This is a genomic window from Allobosea sp. BH3 (genome assembly GCF_025499465.1).
Taxonomy (GTDB): domain Bacteria; phylum Pseudomonadota; class Alphaproteobacteria; order Rhizobiales; family Beijerinckiaceae; genus Allobosea.
In genome coordinates this window covers 429,916-442,432 of the sequence record NZ_JAIMCA010000002.1, presented here as the reverse complement: position 1 = coordinate 442,432, position 12,517 = coordinate 429,916, and the positions used below count along the sequence as shown (strand labels likewise).

At 67.8% G+C, this 12,517-nt stretch carries 13 protein-coding genes; 3 read left to right on the top strand and 10 right to left on the bottom strand.

Going from position 1 to position 12,517, the window contains the following annotated elements:
• Complete coding sequence (locus BoBH3_RS07060) at positions 1-855, top strand: prephenate dehydratase (RefSeq protein WP_262330054.1); 855 nt, start codon at positions 1-3, stop codon at positions 853-855.
• Between the two features lie 94 nt (positions 856-949).
• On the opposite strand, the gene BoBH3_RS07055 is transcribed toward BoBH3_RS07060, so the two are convergent.
• The 7 genes from BoBH3_RS07055 to BoBH3_RS07025 form a co-directional block, all read right to left on the bottom strand.
• Positions 950-1,171 (bottom strand): hypothetical protein, encoded by a 222-nt coding sequence (locus BoBH3_RS07055; RefSeq protein ID WP_262330053.1) that lies wholly within the window; start codon positions 1,169-1,171, stop codon positions 950-952.
• Between the two features lie 11 nt (positions 1,172-1,182).
• Positions 1,183-1,410, bottom strand: a complete 228-nt coding sequence (locus tag BoBH3_RS07050; RefSeq protein ID WP_410050573.1) for a helix-turn-helix domain-containing protein — start codon at positions 1,408-1,410, stop codon at positions 1,183-1,185.
• A 123-nt stretch (positions 1,411-1,533) separates the two neighbouring features.
• On the bottom strand, positions 1,534-2,490 hold the full coding sequence (gene nudC / locus BoBH3_RS07045; RefSeq protein WP_262330052.1) for an NAD(+) diphosphatase: 957 nt from the start codon (positions 2,488-2,490) through the stop codon (positions 1,534-1,536).
• A gap of 43 nt (positions 2,491-2,533) precedes the next feature.
• A complete protein-coding gene (gene mmsB, locus BoBH3_RS07040; RefSeq protein ID WP_262330051.1) occupies positions 2,534-3,421 on the bottom strand; it encodes a 3-hydroxyisobutyrate dehydrogenase in 888 nt (295 codons plus the stop codon).
• Between the two features lie 129 nt (positions 3,422-3,550).
• Positions 3,551-4,705 (bottom strand): isobutyryl-CoA dehydrogenase, encoded by a 1,155-nt coding sequence (locus BoBH3_RS07035; protein ID WP_262330050.1) that lies wholly within the window; start codon positions 4,703-4,705, stop codon positions 3,551-3,553.
• Positions 4,702-5,256, bottom strand: coding sequence for a hypothetical protein (locus BoBH3_RS07030; RefSeq protein ID WP_262330049.1), 555 nt, complete (start codon positions 5,254-5,256; stop codon positions 4,702-4,704). The genes BoBH3_RS07035 and BoBH3_RS07030 overlap by 4 nt, the downstream gene beginning before the upstream one ends.
• Before the next feature lie 29 nt (positions 5,257-5,285).
• Positions 5,286-6,782, bottom strand: a complete 1,497-nt coding sequence (locus BoBH3_RS07025; protein WP_262330048.1) for a CoA-acylating methylmalonate-semialdehyde dehydrogenase — start codon at positions 6,780-6,782, stop codon at positions 5,286-5,288.
• A 123-nt stretch (positions 6,783-6,905) separates the two neighbouring features.
• On the opposite strand from BoBH3_RS07025, the gene BoBH3_RS07020 reads away from it, so the two are divergent.
• Positions 6,906-7,838, top strand: coding sequence for a LysR family transcriptional regulator (locus tag BoBH3_RS07020; RefSeq protein WP_262330047.1), 933 nt, complete (start codon positions 6,906-6,908; stop codon positions 7,836-7,838).
• Positions 7,839-7,847: 9 nt separating this feature from the next.
• Here the strand turns inward: BoBH3_RS07020 and BoBH3_RS07015 are convergent, their stop codons facing one another.
• Positions 7,848-8,384, bottom strand: coding sequence for a MarR family winged helix-turn-helix transcriptional regulator (locus BoBH3_RS07015; RefSeq protein WP_262330046.1), 537 nt, complete (start codon positions 8,382-8,384; stop codon positions 7,848-7,850).
• Positions 8,385-8,490: 106 nt separating this feature from the next.
• Here BoBH3_RS07015 and BoBH3_RS07010 point away from each other — a divergent pair, with 106 nt between their 5' ends.
• Entirely contained in the window at positions 8,491-9,288 is a 798-nt protein-coding gene (locus BoBH3_RS07010) for an SDR family NAD(P)-dependent oxidoreductase (protein WP_262330045.1), read from the top strand.
• 54 nt (positions 9,289-9,342) lie between these two features.
• Here the strand turns inward: BoBH3_RS07010 and BoBH3_RS07005 are convergent, their stop codons facing one another.
• Positions 9,343-10,632, bottom strand: coding sequence for a GGDEF domain-containing response regulator (locus BoBH3_RS07005; RefSeq protein ID WP_262330044.1), 1,290 nt, complete (start codon positions 10,630-10,632; stop codon positions 9,343-9,345).
• A gap of 117 nt (positions 10,633-10,749) precedes the next feature.
• Entirely contained in the window at positions 10,750-12,501 is a 1,752-nt protein-coding gene (locus BoBH3_RS07000; RefSeq protein ID WP_262330043.1) for an ABC transporter permease, read from the bottom strand.
• Positions 12,502-12,517 lie beyond the last annotated feature (16 nt).

Sequence of the window (12,517 nt, the reverse complement as noted above, 5' to 3'; positions counted from 1 at the left end):
ATGTCCTTCCTCGTGTCCTATCAGGGTGAGCCCGGAGCCTTCTCCTCGCAGGCCGCCCTCCAGGTGTTTCCGGACAGCGAGCTCCTGCCCTGCGCCACCTTCGAGGACGCGCTCGCCGCAGTCAGCGACGGCAAGGCGCGCTATGGCATGATCCCGATCGAGAACTCGATCGCCGGCCGCGTCGCCGACATCCACCATCTGCTGCCGCGCTCGGGGCTGCATATCATCGGCGAGCATTACCTGCCGATCAGCTTCCATCTGATGGGAGGGGAGGGCGCGACGCTGGCGACGATCAAGACGGTGCAGAGCCACATCCACGCGCTCGGTCAGTGCCGCAAGATCATCCGCAAGCTCGGCCTTAAGGCCGAGGTCGCAGCCGATACGGCGGGCTCTGCCCGCCAGGTCGCCGAGGCGGGGGACATCACGCGCGCGGCCATCGCGCCGCGCATCGCGGCGGAGGTCTACGGCCTCAACATCCTGATGGAGGACATCGAGGACGAGAAGCACAACACCACGCGCTTCGTCGTGCTCTCGAAATATCCCGAATACGCCCGTCAGGGCGCCGGCAAGACGGTGACGACGTTGATGTTCCGCGTCCGCAACATCCCGGCGGCGCTTTACAAGGCCATGGGCGGCTTCGCCACCAACGGCATCAACATGACCAAGCTGGAGAGCTACATGGTCGACGGCCTCTTCGCCGCGACCATGTTCTACGCCGATGTCGAGGGGCACCCGGACGACCCGGCCCTCAGGCGCGCGCTCGACGAGCTCGCCTTCTTCTCCAAGGAGGTCAAGATCATGGGCGTCTATCCGGCCAACGACTTCCGCGAAACGATCGGCGAGCCAGCCGAGTAAGGGCGAACGCGGCCTGGAATGCTCCGCGGAACCGCGCCGTCATCCCGGGCTTGACCGGGATGACGCGGTGATGGCCGCGCAATATCAGCATTCCCTACCGCGCGAGTCCCTCCTCGATGACCGCCCGCGCCGCGACGAAGGCGTCGGCATGCTCCGGCACCGTGCCCTGCTGCTGCTCGAGCAGCAGCAGGGCGGTCTCGTAGATCTCCCTGACGTCGCGGGCCGAGAGCGCGCCCTTCAATACGAGGCAGCGCATCAGCGCCGCCATCGTCGCCGAGGCGACGAGGTTGCTCGCTGCGGCATCGATTGCCGTCATGGCAGCCACCCTCAATGTGGGGAGGGCTGGGTGGACTCAGGCACGTCGTAGCCTTCGGCGCCATAGGCGCCGATCTTGTTGCGCAGCGTGCGGATGGCGATGCCGAGGATATGCGCCGCATGCGTGCGGTTGCCGCCGGTCTCGCGCAGTGTAGCCAGGATCAGGTCGCGTTCGACATCGGCGACAGGCAGGCCGACGAGCTGCTCCACGACGGTGTAGGCGGGGTCGAGGTCGTGCATGGTCACGGTCCTTTCCGAGCCCCCGAAGCCCCGGTTGGACGTGGGCCAAGGGGACGCCTGCTCGGTTAAGGAAAGGTAAACAGGTCGCGGAAAGTCCGGATTGTCTCGCCGTGAAGGGGGGCTCTACGGCTGCTCGCCTTCGAGCGCCCAGGCGCGCACCAGCGTGTTGGCGATGGCGATGTGCTGGGGGCAGGCGAGGCCGTCGGGATGCTTGCCTTCCAGCATCTGCAGCACCTCGGAGCGCGGGAACCAGCGCCCGTCTTCCAGCTCGGTCGTGTCGAGTGTGATCTCGTCGCCGAGCGCTTCCGCGATGCAGCCGACCATGATCGAGGAGGGGAAGGGCCAGGGCTGCGAGGCGAGATAGCGCACCGTGCCGACCCTGAGGCCGGCTTCCTCCCAGCTCTCGCGGCGCACGGCGTTCTCCAGCGTCTCGCCGGGCTCGACGAAGCCGGCGATGCAGGAATACATGCCCGGCGCGAAGCGGGCCTGGCGCGCCAGCAGGCAGGAATCGCCGCGCGTCACCAGCATGATGACCACCGGGTCCGTGCGGGGGAAATGCATGGCGCCGCAGGCCGTGCATTCGCGGCGCCAGCCGGAGGCGCCCGCTACGGTCGATCCGCCGCACTGGGCGCAGAAGCGGTGGCGGGCATGCCAGTCGAGCACCGCCTTGGCCTCGCCCAGCGGCCCGACCTCGTCGGCCGGCACGAGGCGCTTCAGAGCCACCGAGCGCAGGTCGGTCACGAACAGCTCGGGCCGCTCCTTCAGCGGCTCGGCCAGCGCCTTGTCGAGCAGCCGCGCGAAGCGCGGCGTGCCGTCCTCCGCCATGCCGAGGAAGATCTCCTCGGCGGCGGGGCCGAGCATCTCCGTCTCGCCATGGGTGAACCAGACCGTGAGCGCCTCGCCGTCCAGGCGCTTCATGATCGGCATCTCGCCGGCCACGGCCGCGATGCGGGTGTCCGAGCGGTGGCGCAGCGCCGTCACCGCATCGGGTTTGTTGCGCAGGTCCTCACGCCGGTCGAGCGGATTGATCGCGAAGCCGGTCAGGGAGGAGCGTTCGCGGCGGGCGGAGACGTCGTTCATGCCTTGGGTCTAACGCCGCGACAGCTTGTCGCGCAAGCGCGTCTCACGCGGTCCCGCGTCCCCGCAGGAGATTGATGATGCCGGAGAAGTCCGCGCCGCCTTCGCCCCAGGCGTTGTGCAGCCCGAAAAGCTGCGCCGCCGCCGCTCCGAGAGGCGTCGAGGCGCCTGCCGCCTGGGCCGCTTCCTGCGACAGCTTCAGGTCCTTCAGCATCAGCGCCGAGGCGAAGCCGGGCTTGTACTCGTTGTTGGCCGGAGAGGTCGGCACCGGGCCGGGCACCGGGCAATAGGTCGTCAGCGACCAGCACTGGCCGGACGAGGTCGAGGCGACGTCGAACAGCGCCTGATGCGACAGCCCGAGCTTCTCGGCGAGCACGAAGGCCTCGCAGACGCCGATCATCGAGATGCCTAGCACCATGTTGTTGCAGATCTTCGCCGCCTGCCCGTTGCCGGCGCCGCCGCAATGCACGATCTTCCGGCCCATCTTCGTCAGCACCGGCTCGCCCTTGTCGAAGGCCTTGGCGCTGCCGCCGACCATGAAGGTCAGGGTCGCCGCCTTGGCGCCGCCCGTCCCGCCAGAGACCGGCGCATCCAGCGAGAGGCAGCCATGCTCCTCCGCCAGCGCATGCGCCTTGCGGGCGCTTTCGACATCGATCGTCGAGGAATCGATCAGCAGCGTGCCGGGCTTCACCGCCGGCAGGATATCCGCCCAGACCGAAAGCACATGCTTGCCCGCCGGCAGCATGGTGACGACGATCTCGGCATCCGCAACCGCCTCCTTTGCAGAACCCGCAATGCCGACGCCCAGCTCGGCCGCGGCATCCTTGGAAGCCTGGACGAGGTCGAAGGCGCTGACGTTATGCCCGGCCTTGACGAGGTTGCCGGCCATCGGGCCGCCCATGTTGCCGAGGCCGATGAAGGCGATGTTGGTCATTGGCGTATCCTCTCGTCGTTCTGGGTGTCATCCCGGGCTGCTCGCAGAGCAGGCCCGGGATCGTCGTCAGAAAAAGCCGCTTTATCGTCTCGCGATCCCGGATCGCCGTTCGGGATGACGCCTTCGGCGTCAATTCCCCTTCGCCCGGCCGACCAGCCCGCGCGCCACGATCATCCGCATCACCTCGTTGGTGCCTTCGAGGATCTGGTGGACGCGCAGGTCGCGGACGATCTTCTCGATGCCGTAATCGGCGAGATAACCGTAACCGCCATGGATCTGCAGGGCGTCGTTGGCGACCTCGAAGCCGGTGTCGGTCGCGATACGCTTGGCCATGGCGCAGAGCTTGGTCGCGTCGGGCGTCTTGGCGTCGAGCGCTGCTGCTGCGCGCCAGAGGAAGGTCCGGGCCGCCTCCAGCTCCGTCGCCATGTCGGCGAGCTTGAACTGCAGCGCCTGGAAATCGGCGATCGGGCTGCCGAAGGCCTTGCGTTCCTTGGCGTAGGCGATGGATTTGTCGAGCGCGCCTTGCGCACCGCCGATCGAGCAGGCGCCGATATTGAGGCGCCCGCCGTCGAGGCCTGCCATCGCGATCTTGAAGCCGATGCCTTCCGGGCCGAGGCGGTTCGCCACCGGAACGCGGCAGTTCTCGAAGATCACGGCGCGCGTCGGCTGGGCGTTCCAGCCCATCTTCTTCTCCTCGGCGCCGAAGGAGAGGCCGGGCGTGCCCTTTTCGACGACGATGGTCGAGATGCCGGAGGCGCCTGCGTCTCCGGTGCGCACCATCACGACATAGATGTCGGAGACGCCGGCCCCGGAGATGAACTGCTTCTGGCCGTCCAGCACGTAATGGTCGCCGTCGAGCACCGCCTTGGTCTTCAGCGCGGCGGCGTCGGAGCCGGCGCCGGGCTCGGTCAGGCAGTAGCTGGCGAGGTGCTCCATCGTGCAGAGCTTCGGCAGGAATCGCTGGCGTTGCTCGCCCTCACCGTAGCGGTCGATCATCCAGGCGCACATGTTGTGGATCGAGATATAGGCCGCGACGGTGGGGCAGCCGGTCGAGAGCGCCTCGAAGATCAGCGCCGCGTCGAGCCGCGAGAGCCCTGAGCCGCCGACATCCTCCTGGATGTAGATGCCGCCCATGCCGAGCGCCGCGGCGGCACGCATCTCCTCGACCGGGAAATGCTTTTCCTCGTCCCAGCGCGCGGCATGGGGCGCGAGCGTATCGGCGGCGAAGTCCTGCGCCATGTCGCGGATGGCGATCTGGTCCTCGGTCAGGGAAAACGGGCTCAAGGCTGGCGCTCCTGATGGGTTGGGGCTGCTCGCCGGGCATTCGGTGCCTGCGGGCGCCGGCGCTCGGGATAAGCCCCGTCAAAGGCCTGGGTGCGGCCGCGATGCGGCGAGCGGGCAGAGTCGAGGGTGACGAAGTCTTCCGGCTGCGGCGCGTCCCCGGCCTTGCCGACGAAGACGCGCGGTCCCTGGTCCGTCACCACGACGTCGCCATAGGAGACGTCGCTGCTCATGAAGCTCTCGACGGTGACGGGCGGTGGCGGTGGCGGCGGCAGGCTCGCCACGAGTTCGCGCCGCAGCCTGTTCTCCTCGACGATGCGGGCGACATGCTCGCGGCTGAGCCTGCGCATTTCGGCGATCCGGGCCTGATGGAGCCGCCGGCAGTGCGCCTGCTGGCGGGCGTCCAGCGTCATGTATTCGATGATGCCCGGCTCGCAGAAGGCGTCGTCGGCGGAGAAACCCGGCGGCTGGCCGGGTTCCTGCGCAACGGCCGGTAGCGCGGCGCCGCAGAGCAGGGCGAGCGACGATGCGATGATGCGCAGCGATCGCTCCATGGCCTCCTCCCGTCCGCCGCCTCCGGGCCTCAGTTCATCGTCGGGATGACGAAGCTGGCGCCGTCCTTGATACCGCTCGGCCAGCGGGCCGTCACCGTCTTGGTCTTGGTGTAGAAGCGGATCGAGTCCGGGCCGTGCTGGTTGAGATCGCCGAAGGACGAGCGCTTCCAGCCGCCGAAGGTGTAGTAGGCCAGCGGAACCGGGATCGGCACGTTGATGCCGACCATGCCGACCTGCACCTTGGAGGCGAAGTCGCGCGCAGCATCGCCGTCGCGGGTGAAGATCGCGGTGCCGTTGCCGTATTCGTGGTCGTTGGTGAGCTTCAGAGCCTCGTCATAGGTCTCGGCGCGGACGACCGAGAGCACGGGGCCGAAGATCTCCTCCTTGTAGATGCGCATGTCCTTGGTGACGTTGTCGAACAGGCAGCCGCCGACATAGAAGCCGTTTTCATAGCCCTGCATCTTGAAGCCGCGGCCGTCGACGGCGAGCGTCGCGCCTTCCTGCACGCCGATCTCGATATAGGAGCGGATCTTCTCCTCCGCCGCCTTGGTGACGACTGGACCGTAATCGGCGGTAAGGTCGGTCGAGGGGCCGACCTTGAGGCTCTCGACGCGCGGGATGAGGCGCTTCACCAGCTCGTCGGCCGTGGCCTTGCCGACCGGCACCGCGACCGAGATCGCCATGCAGCGTTCGCCGGCCGAGCCGTAGCCGGCGCCGATCAGCGCATCGACGGCCTGGTCCATGTCGGCGTCGGGCATGATGACCATGTGGTTCTTGGCGCCGCCGAAGCACTGCACGCGCTTACCGTTGGCGCAGCCGCGAGCGTAGATGTACTCGGCGATGGGCGTCGAGCCGACGAAGCCCACGGCCTTGATCTCGGGATGGTCGAGGATCGCGTCGACAGCTTCCTTGTCGCCGTTGACGACGTTGAGGATGCCGGGCGGTCCGCCGGCCTCGATGAACAGTTCGGCGAGGCGCATCGGCACGCCGGGGTCGCGCTCGGAGGGCTTCAGGATGAAGGCGTTGCCGCAGGCGATCGCGGGGCCGAGCTTCCACAGCGGGATCATCGCCGGGAAGTTGAAGGGCGTGATGCCGGCGACGACGCCGAGAGGCTGGCGCAGCGAATAGATGTCGATGCCGGGGCCGGCGCCGTCGGTGAACTCGCCCTTCATCAGGTTCGGCACGCCGAGGGAGAATTCCACCACCTCAACGCCGCGCTGGATGTCGCCCTTGGCGTCGGGGATCGTCTTGCCGTGCTCGCGGGCGAGCAGTTCGGCGAGTTCGTCATTGTTCTGCGCGATCAGGTCGAGGAATTTCATCAGCACGCGGGCGCGGCGCTGCGGATTGACCGCCGCCCATTTCGGCTGCGCCTCTGCGGCGTTCTGCACGGCGGCGTCGAGCTCGGCGGCGCTGGCGAGCGCCACCTTGCCGATCACAGAGCCATCCATCGGCTGGAAGATGTCCGAGGTCCGTCCCGAGGTGCCGGCGACCTGCTTGCCGCCGATGAAATGTCCGACCTGACGCATGGCGCCCTCCCTACGAATTGGTGGTGTTGTGATCTTGTCGCCTCCCTACCATTCTCGTTTGTGCACGGCTATAGCGATGGCGAAACGCCGGCCGTGCGAAAACACAAATATAGGGAGAGGGTCTTGGAGCGCTTCGACTGGGACGACCTCCGTTTCTTTCTCGCTGTGGCCCGCTCGGGGCGCCTGACGGCCGCCGCCCGCCGCCTCGGCGCCGACCATGCCACCGTTTCGCGCCGCATCACCTCGCTGGAGGAGGCGCTGAAGGCCAAGCTCTTCGAGCGCCGGCCGCAGGGCTATACGCTGACCGCTCATGGCGAGCGCCTGCTCGCCAAGGCCGAGAGCATGGAGACGGAGGCGCTCGCGATCCAGAGCGATATCGGCGGCGCCGACATGGCGCTCTCAGGCACGGTCAGGATAGGCGCGCCGGACGGCTTCGGCACCGCCTTCCTGGCGCCGCGCCTCGCTGGCTTCGCCAGTGCCTATCCGGGCCTCGAACTGCAACTCATCGCCATGCCGCGCCTGCTTTCGCTCTCGAAGCGCGAGGCCGATGTCGCGATCACGCTGGCGCCGCCCAAGGAGGGAAAGGTCGTCGCCCGCAAGCTCTCGGACTACCGCCTCGGCCTCTACGCCTCGGCCGACTATCTCGCGGGGATGCCGCCGGTGACGAAGCCGGAGGACCTCTTCGCCCACCGCATCATCGGCTATATCGACGACCTGATCTTCTCGCCCGAGCTCGACTATCTCGACGAGGTCGCCAAGGGCCTTCGCGCCCATCTCCAGAGCTCGAGCGTCATCGCCCAGAAGAACGCCGTCGTCGCGGGCGCGGGCATCGGCGTCATCCACCACTTCATGGCCGAGTATGAGCCGCGGCTCGTGCCCGTGCTGCCGGACACGGTGCAGATCACGCGGTCCTTCTGGCTGCTCGTCCATGCCGATCTGAAGGACGTGGCGCGGGTGCGCGCCATCGTCGACTTCATCGTGCGCGAGACCAAGGCGTCGCGGGGCCTGCTGATGGGCGAGCCGCGACCGGCAGCGCCGCGCGCGGCCGCGGAATAGCCTCCCGGATCACGAACCTTCCAGCGGCCTGCCGCTGCGATAGGCGTCGAGGAAGCGCTCGGAGGCGATCAGGTCGGCCAGCGCCCGCAAGCCCCCCGCCACGCCGGGGCCGAGCGTGGTCTCCACCCGGCCATTGGCCTGCGCCCATCGCGAGACGGCCTGCTGCATGCGCTCCCGACCAGCCGGCGTCAGGGTCGCCCGCTTGCTGCGCCGATCCTCCGGATCGGGATTGAGCGCGACCAGCCCGTCCCGCACCAGCGGCCGAAGCGCATGGGTCAGCGCGGAGATCTGCACGAGCTGGCGCGCCGCGACGTCGTTGAGCGTCGGTCCCTTGCCCTCGTCCGTCAGCCCGTGGATCGCGACAAGCAGCCCGAACTGCGTCGCTTTCAGGCCGAGCGGGCCGATGGCGTCGTCATAGAGCTGGCCAAGTCTGCGGGTCGCCCGGCGCAGCGCGGTGTTGGTGCAGGCGAGCTGGAAGAACGCGTCCGGCACGTCCTCGGGCGCGACGCAGCCGACCGGAACCTGAGCCTTCGATTTTGTTTTCATGGGCTTAAAATGGTTGAGCACTGCACTATTGAAAAGAGGCGGGCGCCTCCCATTTGATTGAGCACTCAATAATTAAGTTGAGCACTCAATTAAATGGAACTTCGCCATGAGCACGTCTTCCACTCACAAGCTCGCCGTCGTGACGGGCGCCTCGTCCGGCATCGGCGCCGTCTACGCCGACAGGCTGGCAGCCCGCGGATATGACGTTCTCCTGATCGCCCGCCGCCGCGACCGGCTCGAAGAGGTCGCCGGCCGTATCGCCTCGGCCCATGGCCGCAAGGCGGAGATCTTGGTCGCTGACCTCGCCGATCCCGACGATCTGTCACGCGTCGCGGACGATCTTGCACACCGCGGGGACATCGAAATCCTCGTCAACAATGCCGGCATCGCGCGTTTCTCGCCCATCGCCAAGGGTGACGCAGCGGATTCGTCAGCCCAGATCGCCCTGAACATCACGGCGCTGACGCGGCTGACGCATGCGGTGCTGCCGGGCCTGGTCGCCCGTGACCGCGGCACGATCATCAATTTGGCTTCGGTGCTGAGCGTGCACTCGCTGCCGTACAGCGCCGTCTACAGCGGCACCAAGGCTTTCGTCATGGTGTTCTCGCGCGGTCTGCAGGCGGAGCTCGCCGGAACCAACGTCAAGGTCCAGTCGCTTCATCCGGCGGTCACGGCAACCGAGATCTGGGAACAGGCCGGCCTCTCCGTCGACGGCTTCGACGCCGCGAAGGTGATGAAGACGGAGACGATGGTCGACGCCGCGCTCGCCGGTCTCGACCAGGGCGAGGCGTTCACCTGGCCGTCCGTTGCCGATGAGGCGCTCTGGAAGAGCTTCGCAGCGACGAGCGATGCCCTCTTTGCCGCGGGCGAGACCGGCAAGCCGGCTCCACGCTACGTCGCCTGACGCGATCGGCCTGCGGCGCGCCGCCTTCCGAAGCGAAGGCGGCCGTGCCCGAACTCAGCCGGCGGCCGTCATGCAGACCCGGTTCCGGCCGCCCTGCTTGGCGGCGTAGAGCGCGCCGTCGGCGAGGCCGAGGCAGGTGGCGAAGTCATCTTCGCGCGCGATCTCGGTGACGCCGAGAGAAACCGTCAGCGACAGCGTCTGGTCGTCCAGCTTCAGCGGCTCGCGGGCGATGGTTTCCCGGATGACCTCGCAGAGACCGGCTGCCTGGGCGAGGTCGGAACCGGGCAAGAGAATCGCGAATTCCTCGCCGCCGACACGGGCGATGAGGTTGAACCCGCGCGAGGCCGACTGGTTCAGGTTGTGGGCGACCGCCGCCAGCGCCTTGTCGCCGACATCATGGCCGTAGCGGTCGTTGAGGTCCTTGAAATTGTCGATATCGAGGATCGCGACCGAGACCGGGACGCCAAGCCCGCGCGCCTCGTTGACGAGGTAGTGGCCCCGCTCGAAGAAGTGGCGGCGGTTGTAAAGGCCCGTGAGATAGTCCCGCGCGGCGAGGTCCTTGAGCTGCTTCAGCTGGGTCAGCGTCTCGACATTCGAGGCGATCCGGCACTGCAGTTCCTCGAGCACGAAGGGGCGCGCGACGAAGTCGTGCGCGCCGGCCTTGAGGAAGCCGGCCGAAGTCTGCCTGTCGGTCGAGGACGAGATGCCGATGACCCGGATGCCGCGGTTGAGCCGACGGATGCGCCGCGCCAGATCGAAGCCGTCCATGTCGGGCATGTAGTAGTCGCTGACGACGAGCTGGATGTCGGGGTTGGCCTCGAGCAGATGCAGCGCCTCCTGCCCGGAGCTGGCCTCGACCACAGAATATTGCTGGATCAGCAGCATGCGGGCGAGCACCTTGCGGGTGGTGCGCGTGTCGTCGACGACGAGGATGCGGGTATGGCGGTTGTCGAGCGCCCGCTTGACCGTGGCGACGAGATTGGGAAGCGCGAACTCGTTGTCCTTCAGGACGTAGTCGATCACCTCCCGTTCCATGATCCGCCCGCGGGTGGCCAGATCGAAGGTGGCGGTGAAGACGACCGACGGAATGCCGTGGGTGACGGTCCAGTCCAGCGCCTCGCCGCGCGGGGCGTCGGGCAGGTTGAGGTCGACGACGGCGATCGCATAGGCGCCGGGCGCGGCGACGATCAGCGCGCTCAGCTCCCTGAGCGAATCGCAGGTCGTGACGTGCAGGCCCGTCTCCGCCTCGAGGAGCTGCCGCAGCGCCATCGAGAATGTTCGCGAGTCCTCGATGACGAGGATCCTCCGCGCATCGGCGGCAGGTTCGGGGCGAGGCTGGATCATAGGCAGGGCGTCCATGCCGCTTATGAACCCGAATTCGTTTAATTTTCCGTCACGGCCAAATGCAGGGTCATCGAAAAACGCCGATTTGCGGCGTTTTTCCTGATTGTCGCCGAATGCCTACAATCTCCAGGGCAGGATATTCTGCGGCAGGTGCCGGCCCAGCAGGTCCAGGGCGAGCATAACCACCAGGATCACGGCCGAGGCGCTGACGGCAATGGCTGCTGCCTCTCCGGCAAGTCCCGCTTCCTTCAGGCTGAACAGCACGACGCCGAGCGTCTCCGTGCCGGATGACCAGAGCAACGCCGAGACGGTGAGTTCGTTGAAGGCGACGAGGAAGACCATCAGGGCCGAGACGGCCGCGGCCGGCGCCAGGATCGGCGCCACGATGAAGCGCAGCATCTGCCAGAGGCCGGCCCCGTCGAGGCGTGCCGCCTCCTCGTGATGCGCCTCGATCTGGGCCATGGCCGCCACGGGCGCCTTCAGCGCCAGCGGCAGGAAGCGCGCGAGATAGGCGAAGAGGATGATGAAGGGCGTGCCGTAGATACTGGCGCCGATCAGCGGCAGAGGCTTCAGGAAGATCAGGATGCAGGCGATGGCGAGCACCACGCCCGGCAGCGCGTAAGGCAGCTCGATCATCAGCTCGACCGGCCGCCTGAGCTTGCCGATCCGCCGCTCCAGCCCATAGGCGAAGGCGATCGACAGGAAGGCCAGGATCACGGCCGCGGCGCCTGCGAAGAGCAGCGAGTTGCGGAAGGCGCGCATGGTCACGGCCTGCCGCAGCAGCACCTCGGTGAATTTGTCGAAGGTCAGTGTCTGCCAGGACAGGGCAACGCCGAGTGCCGGTGTCAGCGCCTCTGTCAGCAGGGCCAGTAGGGGCAGGCCGAGCTTGAAGGCGAGCAGCAGCCAGAGGCCTGCGGCGACGAAGGGCCGGGCGGCACCCAGCAGCCAGAACGGCTCGAGCGGCCGCTCGATCTCGACCTTGCCGCGATGCCGGCTGGCGACGAAGGCGCCCGCGGCGATGCCGAGCGCGGCGACCACGCCGACCATCACGGCGAGCGCCGCCGTCTCTCCGAGGCTCGACGGGCCGAAGCTCGACAGCCGGCGATAGATCAGCGTCGGCAGGGTGAGGTAGTTCACCGGTAGGCCGAGCAGGGCCGGGATGCCGAAATTGCCGACGCCCGCGACGAAGGCGATGAGCCCGGCTGCGACCAGCTGCGGCCTGAGCACGGGAATGACGATGCGCGCCGTAATGGTCGAAGCCGCGGCGCCTTCCATCTGCGCCGCCTCGATCAGCGATTGCGGAATGCTGCGCAACCCCGTCCAGAGCGTGATCATCACGAGCGGCGCATGGTGCAGCGCCATCACCAGGATGATGCCGCCGCGTCCGAGCAGCGGGTTCGGCGTGCCGGGCTCGGGCGCAAGGCCCAGCAGCGACAGGATCTGCGAATTCGGCGCGAAAAGGCTCAGGAAAGCCAGCGCCGCCACCTGCGGCGCGATCATCATCGAGAAGACGAAAGCGAAGGCGAGCGGGCGCTTGCCGCGCACATCGGTGACGCCGAGCGCCAGCGCGACCGTGCCGCCGACGAGCAGCGCCCCAAGCGCCGATAGGACGGCCGTCTCCAGCGTGTGCCATGTCGCGGTGACGGCGGAGCGGCTCACCATCTCGGCGAACGCCGCTTCCGGCGCGAACTGCCAGCCGGGCGCGAAGGCGGCCAGCACCAGCCGGAAGAAGGGCAGGCCGCCGAGCAGGAGCGCGACCGCGACGACGAGCGCCGGCAGGCCGAGCCCGGCAGGCAGCCGCAGACGCGAAAGAAGCGGGGCCGCATCTGCGGGCTCCCGCCTCCCGTTTCGGGCAATGACCAGCGTCACCGCGCCGTCCTGTGCA

Excerpts from the sequence above, each read along its gene's own strand:
- mmsB (WP_262330051.1), bottom strand. The coding sequence starts at position 3,421 with ATGACCAACATCGCCTTCATCGGCCTCGGCAACATGGGCGGCCCGATG.
- BoBH3_RS07015 (WP_262330046.1), bottom strand. The coding sequence starts at position 8,384 with ATGAAAACAAAATCGAAGGCTCAGGTTCCGGTCGGCTGCGTCGCGCCC.
- BoBH3_RS07050 (WP_410050573.1), bottom strand. The coding sequence starts at position 1,410 with ATGCACGACCTCGACCCCGCCTACACCGTCGTGGAGCAGCTCGTCGGC.
- BoBH3_RS07010 (WP_262330045.1), top strand. The coding sequence starts at position 8,491 with ATGAGCACGTCTTCCACTCACAAGCTCGCCGTCGTGACGGGCGCCTCG.
- BoBH3_RS07005 (WP_262330044.1), bottom strand. The coding sequence starts at position 10,632 with ATGATCCAGCCTCGCCCCGAACCTGCCGCCGATGCGCGGAGGATCCTC.
- BoBH3_RS07060 (WP_262330054.1), top strand. The coding sequence starts at position 1 with ATGTCCTTCCTCGTGTCCTATCAGGGTGAGCCCGGAGCCTTCTCCTCG.
- BoBH3_RS07025 (WP_262330048.1), bottom strand. The coding sequence starts at position 6,782 with ATGCGTCAGGTCGGACATTTCATCGGCGGCAAGCAGGTCGCCGGCACC.
- BoBH3_RS07055 (WP_262330053.1), bottom strand. The coding sequence starts at position 1,171 with ATGACGGCAATCGATGCCGCAGCGAGCAACCTCGTCGCCTCGGCGACG.
- BoBH3_RS07030 (WP_262330049.1), bottom strand. The coding sequence starts at position 5,256 with ATGGAGCGATCGCTGCGCATCATCGCATCGTCGCTCGCCCTGCTCTGC.
- nudC (WP_262330052.1), bottom strand. The coding sequence starts at position 2,490 with ATGAACGACGTCTCCGCCCGCCGCGAACGCTCCTCCCTGACCGGCTTC.